Below are 17,371 nucleotides of genomic sequence, written 5' to 3'. Positions count from 1 at the left end.
TGTCACACCGTCCGGACGACGGTGCCGCCCGCTTCGAGCGCGGTGACCTCGTCGGCGGCCGCCGTGGTGTCGGTGACCAGGGTGTGCAGGAGGGCCGCGGGGCCGACGTAGGCGTAGGCCGTGTGGCCGAGTTTGCTGCCGTCGGCGGCGGCGATGACGCGGCGGGCGGAGGCGATGCCGGCCTTCTTCACCGCGGCGTCGTCGAGGTCGTAGGCGGTCAGGCCGTCGCCCGCGGTCAGCCCGCAGCAGCCGATGACGGCGGTGTCGAAGCGCAGGGCGGCCAGTGAGGCGAGGGTGAGGGGCCCGGTGAGGGCCCCTTCGGCCGCGCGGGGCTGTCCGCCGGGCACGACCAGTGTGGCCGGGCCGGGTGTCTCGGACAGCAGGTGGACGGCCTGCAGGGACAGGGGCATCACGGTGACCGGCCGCGCGCGCAGGAGGCGGGCGACCTCCAGGCAGGTGGTGCCGCTGTCCAGCAGGACGCTCTCGCCGTCGGCGATGAGCGCGGAGATCTCGGCGGCGATCCGGCGCTTGGCGTCGACCGCCTCGTTGGCGCGCAGCGCGAAGGGGGGCTCCTCGCCCCGGAGCAGCAGGGTGCGTGCCCCGCCCCGGACGCGTTCGAGGACCCCCTGGGCGGCGAGCGTGTCGAGGTCGCGCCGGATGGTCATCTCCGAGGCACCGGTCAGCCCCGCGAGGTGCTGGACCGTGGCGGCTCCGGAGTCCCTGACGACCTTCGCGATCAGCCCGTGCCGGTCTGCGTTACTCATGCCGCGATTGAACACCACCGAGAAACGAACAATCAATCTGTTCGTTTCTCGGGCTTTCAAACACAATAAGTGTTCGTTACGGTGGCGGCATGGAGCCTTCCCTGCGAGCCGCCCGTGTGGCGACCTATGTCTACTTCGTCCTCTGCGGCACCTTGATGGGCGCCTGGGTGGTGCACATCCCCGCGATCGAGGAACGCGTGGGCATCAGCCACGCCACGCTCGGCGGTCTGCTGGTGCTGCTCGGGCTCGGCGCCTTCGTGGGAATGCAGGTGGCCGGTCCCCTGGCCGACCGATTCGGCGCCCGCCTCGTGGTACCCGCCGGCGGGGTGCTCTGCGGCGCGACCCTGCTGCTGCCCGGTCTCGCCCACGATCCCTGGACGCTGGCCGGCGCGCTGCTGGTCTTCGGGTTCTGCAACGGCTGCCTCGACGTGAGCATGAACGCCCACGCCGTCCACGTGGAGAAGGCGTACGGCCGCCCCGTCATGTCCGGCTTCCACGCGACGTTCTCCGTCGGCGGTGTCCTCGCCGCGCTCGCCGGAGCGGGCGCGGCACGCGTCGGCCTGAACCCGGCCACGGCCATGGGAGCCATGGGAGCCGCGGGCGTCGTGATCGCCCTGGCCGCGGCCCGTGACCTGCTGCCCGCCGCTCCCGCCGTCGGGAGCCCCGGCTCTGCGCAGGAGGCCGAGACGTCACCGGCCGCCGAGGGCCGCAGCGCCACGGGCCGGGTCTGGCTGCTGGCCGTCCTGGCGCTGATGGTGATGCTGTGCGAAGGCGCCGCCAACGACTGGAGCGCCCTGCACCTGAAGGACGTCATGGGGACGTCCGCCGGCACGGCGGCCTTCGCGTACGGAACCTTCGCCGCGGCGATGACCGTCGGCCGGCTGCTCGCCGACCGCTTCGTCGCCCGGTTCGGTTCCCTGGCGATCCTGCGCCACGGCGCCGCCATGGCCGCCGTCGGCATCACCCTCGTGATCCTCGGCCCGTGGCTGTGGGCCGTGTTCAGCGGCTGGGCGCTGTTCGGCCTCGGCCTGTCCGGCTGTGTCCCGCAACTGTTCAGCGCCGCCGGGCACGCCGACCCCTCGGCCGCCGGGGCCAACGTCTCGCGCGTCGCCGGACTCGGCTACGTCGGCATGCTCGCCGGCCCCGCCGTGATCGGCTGGCTGACCCACCTCGTCGCGCTCAACCACGCCTTCGTCCTGTTGGCCCTGCTGTGCGTGACCACCGCCGTGGGCGCCGGCGTCCTGCGCACCGGGCCCGACCACAGCCGCGGGCCCGAGATGGCGGCCGGCCGCCACTGACCGCTTGTGCGGCACGGTCCCTGACAACCGTGCCGCACAAGCCCTCGTCTCGGCACTCCCCGTCGGCGACGTGCTGCCCTTTGCCCGGCCGGCTGATCGCCGGAAATCGGTCACGGCATGCCCGACCGGATGCGCCAGGCCGGTTCCTGGTCCACCGGCCCCCTGACGCTGATCAAGGAGTACACGAGAGCGCTGCGCGCGGCGCAAGCCGTCGGTATCAACGGGCGCGTCCTCGGCGGCCAGGACGAACTCGCAGCCGTCATCGACGCATGGCTGCCGGCCACCGATGATCAACGCTGCCCGGCCGGTTTGCCGAACGCCGCTCTGCCGAACGGAGTTGACGTTTTGCACGTCGTTTCCACATCCGGAACGGATCACCCGTGCAAAGGTGGGGATAACTCAACCGCTGTCCCCCCACCGGCACTTCAGGGAGTCCTCCATGCTGCGCGGTATCGACGTAAGCGCCTACCAGCCCTCCTCGTACAGCACGGACGGCCTCTCCTTCGCCTTCATCAAGGCGACGGAGGGCCGCTCGTACATCAACCCGAGAGTCAGCGCCCAGGCGCAACACGGTCGCAATGCCGGCCTCGTCGTCGGCTTCTACCACTTCCTCTGGCCGGGCCATCTCCAGGCGCAGGCGGAGTACTTCGTCGAGCGCGCCCCCTCGAAGGTGGGCGACATCCTCGCCGTGGACTGGGAGCGGACCAGCGCCGGAACACACGCTAGCAACGCGGAGAAGGACCTGTTCATCCGCAAGGTGAAGGAGCTACGGCCGAACCACCAGGTCATCCTCTACACCAACCGCGATTTCTGGCTCAACGTGGACACCACCTCGTACGCCGGCGACGGCCTCTGGATCGCCGACTACGTCACGGCGGGCAAGCCCCGCATCAAGGCCAAGTGGCGCTTCCACCAGTACACCAGCGAGCCGCACGACAAGGACGTCGCGGACTTCGCCGACAAGGCCGCCCTGAAGGAGTGGGCCGCCCGTGGGTGACGGCCACGCGCCCGCCGTCACGCCCTGAAGTCCGCCGGGCGTTCCCGGGGGGCCTGAGCCAGTGCCTTGGTCACTGCGTCCACGCCCGCGCGCAGGCCGTAGACGGGTGTGCCCGGCTGCTGGCGCCAGGAGTCGGCGAGGGTGCCCGTGTCGACCGTGTCGAAGCCGAGTTCGTCGATCAGGTTCCTGACCACGCGCTTCGCGGCCTCGTCGTCGCCCGCGACCGGGACCGCCTGCCGCTCGGGGTCGCCCGCGGGACGCGGGCGCTCCAGGATGTCCTGGGCGAAGGTGCCGTTGAACGCCTTGATGACGGGGTGGCCGATCTGCTGTGCCGTCCAGGCGCTCTCCGTGAGGCCCTCGTCCTCGATCGCCGCGATCCTGCCGTCCCGCTGCTGGGGGTAGTAGTTGCCGGTGTCGATCACGGCGACGTTCTCGGCCGCGCCGTCCAGCAGGCCCGCCGGCAGGCCCGGGATCGCCTTGACGGGGATGGTGATCACCACGACCTCCGCGCCGCGCGCCGCCTCCTCCACGGGTACCGGGGTCGCGCCGGTCTCCTCGGCCAGCTCGGTGAGCGTGTGGGGGCCGCGGGAGTTGGCGACGGAGACGTCGTGTCCGAGGGCGGTGAGCCGCCGGGTGAGGTTGCCGCCGATGTTGCCCGCGCCGATGATGCCGATCTTCATGACAGGCCCTTCCCTGGAGGATGCACGTGCATAGGTCTGGGTCGCGTCAACCTCGGAGTTCGGCGGCCTATTCCGCGGGTGCGGCAAACGGGTGAGGGCCTGTGCGGCGAACAGACTCCCTCAGATCCGTACGACGATCTTGCCCGTGTGCCGGTCGGACTCCATCAGGCGGTGGGCGTCCCGGATGCGGTCGAGGCCGTCGAGGACCTCGCCGACGACCGGGCGGAACCCGCCGTCGGCGAGGCCGGCATTGAGGAAGGCGGTGGAGCGGCGGCGGCCGGCGGGTGTGCTGGTGAGGATCAGGTTGGCGTAGGTGTGGAGGGTGAAGGGCCAGTTCCGGGGGATCTCGGCCGGGCGGGTGTCCAGCCAGCCGTAGACGACCAGGGAGCCGCCCGGTGCCAGCCCCTCGGCGAGCGGGCCGAAGCCGGGGCCGCCGATCGCGTCGAAGATCACTTCGGCGCCGTTGCCCCCGGTGAGCCGTTTGACCTCCTTGGCCACGGTCTCGGGTGCCGATCCGCCGGTGACGATCACCTCGGCCGCGCCGAGCTCCAGCAGCCGGTCCCGCTTCTCCTCGGTGCGGGTGGTGGCGAGCGGGATCGCGCCGATGCGGCGGGCGACCTGGATCGCCGCGGTGCCGACGCCGCTGGACGCGCCGGTGATCAGCACATGGTCGCCGGGCCTGAGACCGGCGGTCTCCAGCAGGGCGCCGTACGCGGTCGTGTACGTCAGCCAGGCCGCGGCGCCGGTGACGGCGTCCACGGAGGCGGGGCGGCGCAGGACCGCGCTTTCGGGGAGGACGACCTGCTCTGCGTACACGCCCTGCGCGCTCATCTCGATGCCGGGGCCGGTCATCACCGGGTCGCCGACGGCCAGTTCGGTCACGCCCTCGCCGACCGCCTCGACGAGGCCGGCGGCCTCGTAGCCGAGACGGGAGGCGGGGAGGGCGGGCTGGTAGTAGTAACCGCCGCTCCGGAAGAGGGCCTCGGCACGGTTGAGGCCCAACGCCTCGACCCGTACGAGCACATGGCCGGGCGCCGGGTCGGGGACGGTCACGTCCTCGACCCTCAGCACCTCAGGTCCGCCGATTTCATGAAAAAGCACAGTGCGTGCGGTAGTTGGCATGCGGAACACGCTAGGCGGCAGGGCGCGAGACGATCCATGTCCATCGCTCTCCCTTTCCTGTCCGATCGTCTCTCCGGTACGGCGCCCGGCTACCGTACGGACATGGACGTACTCAGTGACGCCGTGAGCGCGATGCGCACCGGGCGGCCGCACTCCTCGCGCCGGGACAAGTACGCGCCCTGGGGCATGCGGTTCGAGGCATCCCCGGGGGCCGGGTTCCATGTGGTGCTGCGCGGGTCGGCATGGCTGGTCCCGGCGGCGGGCGAGCCGGTCGCGGTCGGGCCCGGGGACGTGGTGTTCCTGGCGCACGGGCGGGGGCACGCGCTGGCCAGCGGGCTCGACGTGCCCCTGGAGCACGTACGGCCCGGGTCGGACAACCGGTGGCCCGCGCCGCCGCCGGCGCCGAGGGAGGGCACACCGGACGCGGTCCTGCTCTGCGGCTCCTACCAGATGGACCGCAGCCGCACCCACCGTCTGGTCTCCGAGCTGCCGGAGGTGGTGCACCTGCCCGCCCAGGTCGGCGCCCACCGCTCACTGCGGGCGGCGGTGGAGCTGCTCGGCATGGAGCTGGAGGAGCCGCAGCCCGGCTCGGACGCCATCGTCACCTCGCTGCTCGACACCCTGCTGCTCTACATCCTGCGCGCCTGGTGGCAGCACGACCGCAAGGCCACCGGCTGGTCGGCCGCGCTCGACGACCCGGCCGTGGCGGCGGCCCTGCGCGCCATCCACGGCGACCCGGCCCGCCCCTGGACGGTCGAGGAGCTCGGCGCCGAGAGCGGAGTGTCCCGCGCCGCCTTCGCCCGCCGCTTCACCACACTGGTCGGCGAACCGCCGCTCACCTACCTCACCTGGTGGCGCATGACGACCGCGGGCCGCCTCCTGCGCGAGGAGGACCTCCCCCTGCGCCGGATCGCCGAACGCGCGGGCTACACCTCGGAGTTCGCCTTCGCCAAGGCGTTCAAGCGGGAGTTCGGGGTGGCGCCGGGGCAGTACCGGAGGCAGGTGTCCTGAGCCCGGCCCGCGCGGCATGACGAAGGGGTGCCCGTCCGCCGTGCGGACAGGCACCCCCGGCACGTCCTACTTGTTCAGGTACGCCCAGAACTCGTCGAACGACAGCACCTTGTCGCCGTTCAGGTCACGGCTCTTGATGATCACCTCGGCGACCGACTCGGTGACGTTCCAGTCGCCCCCCTGGGCGAGGGCGGTCTTGAACTCCGCGGCGGTGATGAACCCGTCGCCGTCGGTGTCGATCCGCTGGAACTCCTTGCGCGCTGCTTCGATGTCGGCCACCGATCCGCCCCTTTTCTCCGTGACTGCGTGTCTTGCCGTCGTGTTGACGCAGGTCAGATTAGCTGGCCACGCGGGTCTTCAGTGCGGCGACCACCCAGGTGAACTCCGGCTCGTACGCCGCCTGCGGCCCGAGCCCCGCCACCACCGCCCACAACTGGCGGTAGCGTGCCACCCGGACGTTGGAGCCCGCCTCCAGCCGCTTCAGCACCTCGGCGGGGTCCGCGTCGCCGAGCAGCCCGCGCAGGAGCTCCTCGGCCTCGGGCGCCTCTGGGGCGATGCCCCGCTCCAGGGCCTGACCCGCGAGCTGCACCAGGCGGCTCATGAACCACAGCGAGGTGCCCGCGGGCACGTCCGGGCCGCGGTCCGCCGCGTTGAACTCGATCATCCTGCGCATCAGGGCCCGGAACTCGGGGTCCTGCATCATCTCGGCGAGCTCCACCCAGGCGTCCACCTGCTCGGGGGTCGGCTCGTCCGGCAGGTCCGCCGGGGCGAACCGCATCCGCTTGCGGATGTCGGGGTCGGCCGTGTCGAGCCCGTCGAAGATCTCCGTCGTGAAGTCCTCGACGATACGGGCCCGCTCGGCTGCCGACAGCCGCGCCAGTTTGTTCATCAGGGTCATCTCCTCTGCGGTCGAACCGCGTCGCGCCACGGTCGACAGCACCGCACGGGTCACCTTCAGGGAGCGGATCTGCGCGTCCAGCGCCACCACGTGTGCCGCCGCGACCTGAGCGACCGTCCGCTCCCCGTCCAGCACCTTGCGTACGTCGTCCAGGCCGAGGCCCAGTTCACGCAGGGTGCGGATGAGCTCCAGACGGGCGGCGGACTCGGCGTCGTAGAGCCGGTAGCCGCCGGTGGAGCGGGTCACGGGGGTCAGGACGCCCTCGTCGGACCAGTAGCGGATGGTGCGCACGGTCAGGCCGGTGGACCGCGCCAGCTCGCCGATGGTGAAAAGTCCGGTGCCGTCGTCGATCATGTGTGTGAGTCTGGGCCTTCCAGTGGGTGGAGACTCAAGGAGCGCGGTGATGGAGACTCTGCGGGACATTCTCGACGCGGCCGCGCGCGGTGTCTTCCCGCCCGCGGACGGCCGTACGACGGTGGTCCCGCAGGCGTGTGACCGGGACGCGGGCGTGCTCTCCTTCACCGCCCACTCAGTCGTCTTCACGGGCGAGGACCCGCGGTGGGTGTACGACACTTTGGCCGCCGTGCCCTGCGACGCGCTCGCGGCGACGATGAACCCGCTGTTCCTGGCGGCCTTCATCGAGCGGACGGGCCGTACGTCGGAGACCATCGACGCGATGCTGGTCGGCTCCCCGCTGCCGGGCCGGCCGCCGCTCGCGCTGAGCGAGGTCGAGGAGGGCGATCACCCACGAATCGTTTACGCCCGTCGGCGGCGCGACGACGTGCGTGCCTGGGAGACAGACGGCGGTGTGCTGATGCTGGGGCGCGGGATCGCCGGGCGACTTGAGGTCTCCGTCGAGGTCGACGAAGGGGTACGGCACCGGGGGCTGGGGCGGGCTCTGGTGACGGCGGCCCGCCATCTCGCGACGGAGCCGCTGTGGGCCCAGGTCTCCCCGGGGAACGCCCGCAGCATGCGGGCGTTCCAGGCTGCGGGCTACCGTCCAGTGGGCTCGGAAGCCCTGCTGCTCAGTGCCACGGCTCGTAGTACGGATTGCCCTGACAGTCGTTCATGATCTCGGTCTTGGTCTTCTTGTCCACCGGGCAGACGCCGATGATGTACTGCCGCGCGATGCCACCGGGAAAGGCCACCTCGACCTGGTCGGCCCATTTGTGGGTGTCGCCGATGGTCTTGTTGACGTCGACGCCGCCGGGAGCGTCGATGTAGTAGTTGTAGCCGGACTTGTACCAGGTCTTGTAGAGGTCGTGGTCGTACGTCGTCGACACGTACGGGGAGGGCTGGTTGACCAGGACGTACTGCTCGATGTCGTACTGCCCGTTGATGACGTCCTTGGGGTGGAAGCCCTGCTCGAAGACGGTCGCGGGGGCGCGGCTGTCGCTGCGGTAGAGCGTGCCGCAGGTCTTGCGCCAGACCGGTCGGGGCGTGATGCGGTCGACGTCGACACGGCGGTCGACGGCCGCCTTGACCGGGTCGTCGAACTGGGGACAGGCAGGGGCGGCGGCCTTCGCGGGGGTGACGGTGGTGACGGTCGCGGCCGTCGTCGCGAAGAGGGCCGCGAGGGACAGGACGACGGCAGCGGCCCGCCGCCGCAGGCGAGGTGTGATCATGGGGTGGACGATCCCCGGTCCGCGGCGGCGGAATGCGCGAGGTCACCCGTTCGGCGGCGTGTCCCCGGTTCTCCAACTCGCCGTGTCTCAGCGGAAGATGCCCGTGTGGCCGAGCGAGTAGCGGCCCGGTTGCGGGTACACCGCGAGGCCGTGCGGGCCGCTGCCGACCTTGATGCGGGCCAGTTGTGCGCCGCTGCGGGTGTCGATGGCGTACACCTCGGAGTTGTAGCGTCCCGACAGCCACAGGACCTTGCCGTCCGCCGAGACGCCGCCCATGTCGGGGCTGCCGCCGTCCGGCAGGTGCCACTTCTTGGTGAGCCTGTTCTGTGTGAAGTCGAAGATGGAGATGGTGCCTTCGCCGCGGTTGGAGATGTACATCTCGCGCGAGTCACGGCTGACGTAGAGGCCGTGGGCACCCTTGCCGGTGGGCAGCAGGGTGGGCTTGGTGAACTTGTCGCCGTCCAGGATCCACACACCGTCGGCCATCATGTCGGCGATGTAGAACTTCCTGCCGTCCGGAGAGATCTTGACGTCCTGCGGCATCGCGCCCTGGAAGGGCAGTTTCTCCTGCCCGATCACCTTCATCTTCGCCGTGTCGACCTTGAGCAGTTCGCCGCTGAACTCGCAGGAGACGATGAAGTAGCGGCCGTCGAGGGAGAAGTCGGCGTGGTTGACGCCGTAGCAGCTCACCGGCACGGTCTTCTCGCGCTTCATGGTGTGCGCGTCACGGAAGACGAGTTCGCGGTCGAGGGAGGCCATGACGATCGCGTACTTGCCGTTCGGCGTGAAGTAGAGGTTGTAGGGGTCGTGCACGTCGACGGCCTTGCCCGCCTTCCCCGTCCTCGGGTCGATGGGGGTGAGGGTGTTGCCCCGGTCGTTGTTGACCCACAGCGTCTTCATGTCCCAGGAGGGCACGACGTGCTGGGGCTGGGTGCCGACCGGGATCGTCTCGATGACCTTGTACGTCTTCGGGTCGATGACGGAGACGGTGTTGGAGTTGGTGTTGGGGACGTAGACGCGGGACGGGAAGTCCTTCACCACCGGGGAGAGCCGGTTCGGGCGGTCGGCCGCGTACACGTCGTGCGGGTCGAGGACGGGCGGCATCCCAGCCAGGCCCTGTACGGCGGCCTTCTTGTTCGGCGGGGCGACGGCGGCCTTCTTGCCGAGGGCCTCGTCCTCGTGGTGGGGGGCGCCGGTGCAGGCGGCGAGGGTGGTGAGCGAGGCGAGGGCGGCGGTCGCGATGAGGGCGCGGGTGAGCCGGGTGGGGTTCATCAGCTGAACAACTCCGTGGTGGTCACCGCGGCCAGGCCGCGGCGGGCGAGTTCTTCCAGTACGACGGGGAGGGCAGCGACCGTGTCCGGGTACCCGAAATGCATGCTCACCACGGAGCCGCCCCGGACCTCGTCGAGGACCTTGCGCTGGACGGCATGGGCGCCGGGCCGGGTGTAGTCGAGGGAGTCGACGTCGTACGAGAGGACGTGCGGATAGCCGGCGCTGCGGGCCAGACGCAGGACCAGCGGGGACGCGAGGGGCGCGCGGGAGGGGCGGAACCAGGTGCCGATGGAGCCGGTGAGGTGCTCCAGGCGGTCGGCGCAGGCGGTGATCTCGCTGCGGGCGTCGGCCTCGGACATGGTGTTGACGGCCAGATGGCGCTGGGTGTGGTTGCCGAGGTCGTGGCCGCCGTCGAGGATGCGGCGGGCCATGTCCGGGTGCTGGTCGAGCCAGCTGCCCACGGCCAGGACGGTGAGGCGGGCACCGCGCTTCTCGGCCTCCGTGAGGAGGGAGTGGGCGATGGCGGGGTCCCCCTGGCCGTGGAAGGTGAGGGCGACCCGGGGGTGGGTGCGGGGGCCGTGGGTGAGCTGGGCGGGTTGGCCGGGGAGGCGGCGGGGGGCGGGGGCGGCGGATGGCGTGGGGGACGGGGTGGACGGGGTGGACGACGGGTGCGCCGATGAAGTGGGGTGCGCGCCGGCGCCGTTCGGGGCGCACCCTGCGGTGAGGGCGCCTGCGGCAAGGAGGCCGGCACCCGTGCGGAGCGCCGTCCGGCGGTCGGTCGAGGTCACCGCACCATTTAAGAGGGGAAGGGTAAGAAAAGGGCCGATTGAACCGATCGGGGGACATTCTTCGGGTCGCGGCCAGTACAAATTCAGCCCACCTCAGGCCCATCCAGCCCGTCCGGCGTTTGAGGACGAGGCCGCCAGGCCGAAAGAGGGAGTCTGGGGGCGCAGCCCCCACGGACGGCGACCCCCATCGGCCCGCACCGGACACGACCCACCGCCGGAGGCAACCCTCAGCGGTCGGCGACCCTCATCTCGAACCAGGTCGTCTTGCCGCGTGGCAGGAGGTCGACTCCCCAGCGGTCGGAGAGCTTGTCGACCAGGAACAGGCCCCGGCCGCTGATGTCCGTCTCCTGCACCGGCATCAGACAGGGCAGGCCCCGGGAGGGGTCGCGGACCTCGATGCGGATCCAGCCCCGTCGGCGGCGCATCCGAAGGCCGAAGATCCGGGCGCCGGTGTGGCGGACCGCGTTGCCGACCAGTTCGGAGACGAGCAGGACGGCGTCCTCCGTCATCTTGGGAGTCAGGGCCCACTGGCGCAGGACCACGACCTGGGTGAGGCGGCGGGCGGTGGCGGCGGACTCCGGGCGGGACGGCAGCTGGACCTCCGCCTCGGTCGGGTTGCCGAACAACTCGAGCGCCTTGAGCGCCCGTTCGTCCTCCACCGCGGGCGACCAGCGCGCCGCCGTCGCACGGCCGTGTCCCCGCGGCTGTTCGATGCCCTCCAGCCCCGCCATGCCCCCATCATGGCCGCCCAGAGCGCCCTCCGGGGCCGTTCCTGAGGAATACGCCCCCCGGAATACGTCGTTCCGAATTGGCCGGTTGACATATGCCACGGGCAGTTCAGAGGCGTCCGCGACCCGCCCGACCTGCGCTGAAGGCTCTCTCGGCGGCAATGGACGGTCTCCCTCGACAAGGCAGACTTAAGGTTGCCTTAAGGCTCCCATAAACCGCCCCATCGAGGGACCCGGATCAGACAGCGCGTCAATTGCAAGTGGTTCAGAGGGACTCAGAGGAATTTCGCCTTGCCCGGCCCCTCCTCCACGAAGCTGCGCATCCCGCGCTCACGGTCCTCCGTCGCGAACAGGCCCGCGAACCAGTTCCGTTCGACGGCGAGGCCCGTCTCGATGTCCGTCTCCAGACCGGTGTCGATGGACTCCTTCGCGGCCCGCAGCGCGATCGCCGGACCCTGCGCCAGCTTCGCCGCCCACGCGTGCGCGGCCGTGTAGACCTCCTCGGCCGGCACCACCCGGTCCACCAGACCCAGCGTCAGCGCCTCGTCCGCCTTGACCATCCGGCCGGTGAAGATCAGGTCCTTCGCCTTCGACGGGCCGACCAGCCGGGACAGCCGCTGGGTGCCGCCGGCGCCCGGGATCAGGCCCAGCAGGATCTCCGGCTGGCCGAGCTTGGCGTTCTCGGCCGCGATCCGGTAGTCCGCGCAGAGCGCCAACTCGCAGCCGCCGCCGAGCGCGTAGCCCGTGATCGCCGCCACCACCGGCTTGGGGATGCGGGCCACCGCGGTGAACGAGTCCTGGAGGGCGCGGGCGCGCAGGACCATCGCCGTGTGGTCCATGTTCTGCATCTCCTTGATGTCCGCGCCCGCCGCGAACACCTTCTCCCCGCCGTACACGATCACGGCCCGTACGTCGTCACGCCGGGTCGCCTCCTCGGCCAGCTCCTTGAGCCGGTCCTGGGTGGCGACGTCCAGCGCGTTCATGGGCGGGCGGTCGAGGCGGATCGTGCCGACGCCTTCGGCGACTTCGAGATTCACGGTCATGAGGGCAGGTTAACGTGCGCTAACGACAACGGCCCCGGTGCAGTGCCTCACACCGGGGCCGTACATCAACACACACTTACGACTTCCACTGCTCCCACGACATGTTCCAGCCGTTGAGCCCATTGTCCGGGGAGACGGTGTCGTCATGGGCGTGCTTGACGATCACCACGTCACCGAGGATGGAGTGGTCGAACATCCAGCCGGCCGGCAGCCCGCGGTCGTCACCGCCCCGCATGTCCCGCAGGCCGATGCAGCCGTGGCTGGCGTTGTAGTTGCCGAAGGCGTCGCCGGACCAGTAGTTGCCGTGCAGGAAGGTGCCGGAGTCGGTCAGCCGCATCGCGTCCGGCACGTCCTTGATGTCGTACTCCTTGCCGAGGTTGACCGTCTCGCTGTTCATGCGGGTCACCCGGAGCTTCTCGCTGATCACCATCTGGCCGTTCCAGGTGTCGTAGCCCGGCTTGCCGGTGGTGACCGGGATGGTCTTGATGACCTTGCCGTCCTGGGTGACCTTCATCTGGTGGGTCTTGGCATCGACGATGGAGACCTGGTTGCGGCCGATGGTGAACTTCACCGTCTTGTCCTGCTTGCCGTAGACGCCGGGCCGGCCCTCGACGCCGTCGAGGTTCAGGCTCACCGTGACCTTCGTACCGGACTTCCAGTAGTGCTCCGGGCGGAAGTCGAGACGGTCGTTGCCGAACCAGTGGCCCTCGACGTCGACGGCCGGTTCGGTCCTGACGGTGATGGCCTTCTCGACGTCCTCGGGGTGCGTGATGCCCCGGGTGAAGCGGACGGAGAACGGCATCCCGACGCCGACGGTGGAGCCGTCCTCGGGGGTGAAGGTGCCGATGAAGGTGTTCTGCGGGGTGAGCGTGGTGAAGCTGGAGTCCTCGGCCGCCTCACGCCCCTCGGAGTCCTTCGCGACCGCGTGCACCGTGTACTTGGTGGACGCGGCCAGATGGGTGGACGGCGTCCAGCCGGAGCCGTCGGCGGTGATCTTCCCGGATATCTGCTCGCCCTTGCCGTCCTTGACCTCGACCGCGGTCAGCTTGCCCTTGCTTGCGCTGACCTTGAGGACGCCGCTGGTCTCGACGGACTTCGCGCCGTCCTTGGGGGCGATGGTGACCACGGCCACCGACTGCTTGGTCTGCGCCGCGTCCCCGTCCTTGCCCTTGCCGTCGCCGGAACCGGCCCCGGAACCGGAGCCGCCCCCTCCGCACGCGGTGACGGCCAGCAGCAGCACCCCGGACAGGAGTGCCAGCCGCCCCTTGCCCCCACGCCTGCGCGCGTCAACCGACGCCCCCGATATCGGCCGCACGTTCAAGTTGTTCTCCCCTCGCCGGCCCTGGTCGGGCCCGCACCCCGGCGCGTCCCGCCGCGCGCATTGGCGCATATTAACTGCAAGGTTTTGGGGATCGTGTCAGCTGAATGTCACCGTTCCGTCGCAACTTTGACCATGCACCCGGCTCAAGCCCCGTCCCCCTTCGAGTTATTTGACCGCACTGCCCGCCTTCCATGCCTTCCAGCCCATGTTCCACCCTCCGAGGCCGTTGTCGGGAGCGACCTTTTTGTCATTGCTGTGGACGACCTGGACGACGTCCCCGACGAGGCTGCGGTCGAAGAACCAGCCGGCCGGGGTGTCGGAGCTGCCGCCCTTGACGTCCATGAGCCCGACGCAGCCGTGGCTGACGTTGACGTGGCCGGGGGCGTTCGGGGCCCAGTAGTTGCCGTGCAGGAAGGTGCCGGAGTCGGTGAGGCGCAGGGCGTGCGGGACGTCCGGGATGTCGTACTCGCCCTTGCCGTTCTGCTTCTTGAAGCCGACCGTGGCACCGTTCATACGGGTCAGCTCGAGCATCTCCATCACCACCATCTTGCCGTTGTAGGTGGTGTGCTTGGGCGCCCCGGCCGTGATCGGGACGGTGGCGAGCAGCGCCCCGTCCCGCCGTACCTGCATGGTGTGCGCGGCCGCGTCGACCACGGAGATCTGGCTGCGGCCGACGGTGAAGGAGAACGTCTTGTACTGCAGCCCGTAGACGCCGGGCGCGCCCTCGACGTCGCGCAGGCGGAGGGAGACGGTGACCTGGGTGCCGGGTTTCCAGTACCGCTGGGGGCGGAAGTCGAGGCGGTCCTTGCCGAACCAGTGCGGGCGGATCTCGACCGGCGGCCTGGCCGTGACCTGAATGGCCCGCTCGACGGCCGCGCGGTGCTCGATCTCCCGGTTGAACTCCAGGGAGACGATCATTCCTGTGCCGACCGTGGAGCGGTTCTCCGGGGTGACGTAGCCGATGAACCGCTCGTCGGGGACGAAGGTGGTGAAGGTCGCGTGCCGTGCGGACCTGCGGCCGTGGCCGTCCAGGGCCACCGCGTCGACGGTGTACTTGGCGGCCAGCGCGAGCCGGCTCTCGTCGGGCTCCCAGCGCAGGCCGTCCTCGGAGATGCGGCCGGGCACCTCGGAGTCCTGCGCGTCCTGCGACTTGACGACCTTCACCGACTCCAGGCGGCCGCTGTCCACCCCCACCCGGAGCCTGCGGCCGGGACGGACGCCCTTGCTGTTGTCGTCCGGGGAGATCCGGATGACGTCCTCGGGTGCCGGAGCCTTGCCGAAAGCCTCACCGATGTCGCTGCGTTCCGCCGGGTCCGCGGTACAACCGGCGGCTCCGGCCAGCAGTCCTGCCCATGTCAGTACGGCGGCCAGCGCGGCCCCCGCGCGCCGTGCGCGCCCTTGTCCATGCCTCACGAGCTTCCCAACGACCGGCCCCGCCCTGGGGAAACGTGAGTGCGAGCCAAGCTCTGGGCAGAACAGTGGGGAGGACGACGCGACGGGGAGCCGCGGCTGGGACGCCGTGTGCTCTTCTGGGGGGTCGTTCCGTGAGCCGTGGGAGGCGGACTGGTGTCCAGCGCAGCCGAGCAGGAGGCGGTGGCCGAGGGGCGCGCCGAAGAGGGTGAACGCCCGGCCGGCGTGGTCAACGGCGCGTCCCGCAAGGTGCCGGGCGTGCCCGTGCGGCCGGGTGCGCCGATGCCGCTGGGATCCAGGTTCCGGGTCGGCCCGGACGGGGTGGCGGGCACCAACTTCGCGCTGTGGGCGGGCGGGGCGGAGGCGGTGGAGCTGTGCCTGTTCGACGAGGCCGGCAAGGAGACCCGCGCCCGGCTGACCGAACTGACACACGAGATCTGGCACGGCTTCGTGCCGGGTGTGATGCCCGGACAGCGCTACGGCTACCGGGTGCACGGCCGCTGGGACCCGTGGACCGGCGGCCGCTGGAACCCGGCGAAGCTGCTCCTCGACCCTTACGCGCGCGCGGTGGACGGCGACTTCAGCCTGCCGCCGGAGGTGTACGGGCATGTACGCGACTGGCCGCAGCAGCAGGTCGCGGACACCGTGCGCGACGACCGGGACTCGGCGCCGTACGTCCCGAAGGGTGTCGTGGTCCACGATGACGACGACTGGGCCGACGACCGCCGCCCGAAGACCCCCTGGGCGGACTCGGTCATCTACGAGCTGCATGTCCGGGGGTTCACCAGGCTGCATCCGGGGATTCCGGAGGAACTGCGCGGCACCTACGCGGGGTTGGCGCACCCGGCCGCGGTCGAGCACCTCGTCAAGCTGGGCGTGACGGCCGTGGAGCTGCTGCCCGTCCACCAGTTCGCACACGAGGACCATCTGCTGCGCCGCGGTCTGAAGAACTACTGGGGCTACAACTCCATCGGCTACTTCGCGCCGCACGCCGCGTACGCCGCATCCGGTACGACGGGCCAGCAGGTCGGCGAGTTCAAGCGGATGGTGCGCGCCCTGCACGCGGCCGGCATCGAGGTCATCCTCGACGTGGTCTACAACCACACGGCGGAGGCGGGCGAGCTCGGCCCGACACTGTCGTTGAAGGGGATCGACAACCGGGGGTACTACCGGCTCCAGTCGGACGCCCGGCGCTACTCCGACTACACGGGCTGCGGCAACACGCTCCATGTGGTCCAGCCCCATGTGCTGCGCCTGATCACGGATTCTCTCCGCTACTGGGTGACGGAGATGGGAGTCGACGGCTTCCGCTTCGACCTGGCCGCGGCCCTCGCCCGGTCCATGCACGACGTGGACATGCTGTCGCCGTTCCTCGCGGTCATCGCGCAGGACCCGGTGCTGCGGCGGGTGAAGCTGATCGCCGAGCCGTGGGACGTCGGGTCCGGCGGCTATCAGGTGGGGGCCTTCCCGCCGCTGTGGACGGAGTGGAACGACCGGTACCGCAATGCCGTACGGGACTTCTGGCGGGGCGCGCTGCCGGACGTACGGGATCTCGGGTACCGGCTGTCGGGGTCGAGCGACCTGTATGCCTGGGGCGGCCGCCGGCCGTACGCGTCGGTCAACTTCATCACCGCGCACGACGGTTTCACCCTGCGCGACCTGGTGTCGTACGAGCGCAAGCACAACGAGGCCAACGGCGAGGGCAACCGGGACGGTTCGAACGACAACCGGTCGTGGAACTGCGGGGCGGAGGGGGAGACGGCCGACGAGCGGGTACGGGGCCTGCGGCGGCGGCAGCTGCGCAACCTGCTGACGACCCTGCTGCTGTCGACGGGCGTGCCGATGCTGGTGGCCGGCGACGAACTCGGACGCACCCAGCGCGGCAACAACAACGCCTACTGCCAGGACAACGAGATCAGCTGGCTGGACTGGGGGCTGCTTGAGGAGCCGGGCTGGAAGGCCCTGTTCGACCTCACGGCCCGGCTCATCGAGCTGCGGCACCGGCATCCCGTGCTGCGCCGCAGGGCCTTCTTCTCGGGGCGGGCGCACTCCGCAGACGGTCTGCGCGACCTGGCCTGGTTCACCGCGCGCGGCACGGAGATGACGGAACGGGACTGGTACGCGCCGGCCGCCACGCTCGGCATGTATCTGTCCGGGCGGGACATACCCGGCCGTGACGAGCGTGGCGACCCGATCCTCGACGACAGCTTCCTGGCCGTCCTGCACGCCGGGGACCGCCCGGTGAGCTTCGTGCTGCCGGGGCCGCCGTGGGCCGAGCAGTACGAGGTGGTCGTCGACACGTCGCGGGAGGCGCAGGGGGAGGCGCCCGGGGTGGTGCACCGGGCGGGGACGGCGATCACGGTGCCGGCGCGGGCGGTGCTGTTGCTGCGGGTCGGCTGAGCGGTCGTCCGAGT

17 protein-coding genes are annotated in these 17,371 nt (G+C 70.6%); 5 read left to right on the top strand and 12 right to left on the bottom strand.

Annotated elements, in window-relative coordinates; all coding sequences use genetic code 11:
* Positions 1-2: 2 nt before the first annotated feature.
* The gene (locus ACWCRD_RS40885) at positions 3-764 is read right to left on the bottom strand and encodes a DeoR/GlpR family DNA-binding transcription regulator (protein WP_450970748.1); all 762 of its coding nucleotides are present in this window, start codon (positions 762-764) and stop codon (positions 3-5) included.
* Between the two features lie 89 nt (positions 765-853).
* On the opposite strand from ACWCRD_RS40885, the gene ACWCRD_RS40880 reads away from it, so the two are divergent.
* Entirely contained in the window at positions 854-2,062 is a 1,209-nt protein-coding gene (locus tag ACWCRD_RS40880; protein ID WP_450970747.1) for an MFS transporter, read from the top strand.
* 439 nt (positions 2,063-2,501) lie between these two features.
* Positions 2,502-3,059, top strand: coding sequence for a GH25 family lysozyme (locus ACWCRD_RS40875; RefSeq protein ID WP_450970746.1), 558 nt, complete (start codon positions 2,502-2,504; stop codon positions 3,057-3,059).
* Positions 3,060-3,076: 17 nt separating this feature from the next.
* Here ACWCRD_RS40875 and ACWCRD_RS40870 read toward each other — a convergent pair whose 3' ends face one another.
* Both ACWCRD_RS40870 and ACWCRD_RS40865 read right to left on the bottom strand, forming a co-directional pair.
* The gene (locus ACWCRD_RS40870) at positions 3,077-3,826 is read right to left on the bottom strand and encodes an NADPH-dependent F420 reductase (RefSeq protein WP_450970745.1); all 750 of its coding nucleotides are present in this window, start codon (positions 3,824-3,826) and stop codon (positions 3,077-3,079) included.
* Positions 3,827-3,859: 33 nt separating this feature from the next.
* Positions 3,860-4,861, bottom strand: coding sequence for a zinc-dependent alcohol dehydrogenase family protein (locus ACWCRD_RS40865; protein ID WP_450970744.1), 1,002 nt, complete (start codon positions 4,859-4,861; stop codon positions 3,860-3,862).
* 102 nt (positions 4,862-4,963) lie between these two features.
* Between ACWCRD_RS40865 and ACWCRD_RS40860 the strand changes: the two genes are divergently transcribed.
* The gene (locus tag ACWCRD_RS40860) at positions 4,964-5,872 is read left to right on the top strand and encodes an AraC family transcriptional regulator (protein ID WP_450970743.1); all 909 of its coding nucleotides are present in this window, start codon (positions 4,964-4,966) and stop codon (positions 5,870-5,872) included.
* A gap of 66 nt (positions 5,873-5,938) precedes the next feature.
* On the opposite strand, the gene ACWCRD_RS40855 is transcribed toward ACWCRD_RS40860, so the two are convergent.
* Both ACWCRD_RS40855 and ACWCRD_RS40850 read right to left on the bottom strand, forming a co-directional pair.
* Positions 5,939-6,151: an EF-hand domain-containing protein gene (locus ACWCRD_RS40855; RefSeq protein ID WP_450970742.1), complete on the bottom strand. Its 213-nt coding sequence runs from the start codon at positions 6,149-6,151 to the stop codon at positions 5,939-5,941.
* A 58-nt stretch (positions 6,152-6,209) separates the two neighbouring features.
* Complete coding sequence (locus ACWCRD_RS40850) at positions 6,210-7,124, bottom strand: MerR family transcriptional regulator (RefSeq protein WP_450970741.1); 915 nt, start codon at positions 7,122-7,124, stop codon at positions 6,210-6,212.
* 49 nt (positions 7,125-7,173) lie between these two features.
* On the opposite strand from ACWCRD_RS40850, the gene ACWCRD_RS40845 reads away from it, so the two are divergent.
* Positions 7,174-7,842: an N-acetyltransferase family protein gene (locus tag ACWCRD_RS40845; RefSeq protein ID WP_450970740.1), complete on the top strand. Its 669-nt coding sequence runs from the start codon at positions 7,174-7,176 to the stop codon at positions 7,840-7,842.
* Here the strand turns inward: ACWCRD_RS40845 and ACWCRD_RS40840 are convergent.
* The 7 genes from ACWCRD_RS40840 to ACWCRD_RS40810 all read right to left on the bottom strand — a co-directional run bounded on the left by ACWCRD_RS40840 (position 7,796) and on the right by ACWCRD_RS40810 (position 14,960).
* On the bottom strand, positions 7,796-8,395 hold the full coding sequence (locus ACWCRD_RS40840) for an ADP-ribosyltransferase (RefSeq protein WP_450970739.1): 600 nt from the start codon (positions 8,393-8,395) through the stop codon (positions 7,796-7,798). The genes ACWCRD_RS40845 and ACWCRD_RS40840 overlap by 47 nt on opposite strands.
* A gap of 87 nt (positions 8,396-8,482) precedes the next feature.
* The gene (locus ACWCRD_RS40835) at positions 8,483-9,667 is read right to left on the bottom strand and encodes a YncE family protein (protein ID WP_450970738.1); all 1,185 of its coding nucleotides are present in this window, start codon (positions 9,665-9,667) and stop codon (positions 8,483-8,485) included.
* Entirely contained in the window at positions 9,667-10,455 is a 789-nt protein-coding gene (locus ACWCRD_RS40830; protein ID WP_450970737.1) for a polysaccharide deacetylase family protein, read from the bottom strand. The genes ACWCRD_RS40835 and ACWCRD_RS40830 overlap by 1 nt, the downstream gene beginning before the upstream one ends.
* Positions 10,456-10,682: 227 nt before the next feature.
* Positions 10,683-11,186, bottom strand: a complete 504-nt coding sequence (locus ACWCRD_RS40825) for an ATP-binding protein (RefSeq protein ID WP_450970736.1) — start codon at positions 11,184-11,186, stop codon at positions 10,683-10,685.
* A 272-nt stretch (positions 11,187-11,458) separates the two neighbouring features.
* A complete protein-coding gene (locus ACWCRD_RS40820) occupies positions 11,459-12,226 on the bottom strand; it encodes an enoyl-CoA hydratase/isomerase family protein (RefSeq protein ID WP_450970735.1) in 768 nt (255 codons plus the stop codon).
* Between the two features lie 76 nt (positions 12,227-12,302).
* Positions 12,303-13,547, bottom strand: a complete 1,245-nt coding sequence (locus ACWCRD_RS40815) for a L,D-transpeptidase (protein ID WP_450970734.1) — start codon at positions 13,545-13,547, stop codon at positions 12,303-12,305.
* Positions 13,548-13,712: 165 nt separating this feature from the next.
* On the bottom strand, positions 13,713-14,960 hold the full coding sequence (locus ACWCRD_RS40810) for a L,D-transpeptidase (protein ID WP_450970733.1): 1,248 nt from the start codon (positions 14,958-14,960) through the stop codon (positions 13,713-13,715).
* A gap of 153 nt (positions 14,961-15,113) precedes the next feature.
* Here ACWCRD_RS40810 and glgX point away from each other — a divergent pair, with 153 nt between their 5' ends.
* A complete protein-coding gene (gene glgX, locus ACWCRD_RS40805; protein WP_450970732.1) occupies positions 15,114-17,357 on the top strand; it encodes a glycogen debranching protein GlgX in 2,244 nt (747 codons plus the stop codon).
* Positions 17,358-17,371: the final 14 nt, after the last annotated feature.

It is taken from the genome of Streptomyces sp. NPDC002092 (assembly GCF_053593775.1).
This window is presented reverse-complemented; position numbering and strand designations above follow the sequence as displayed.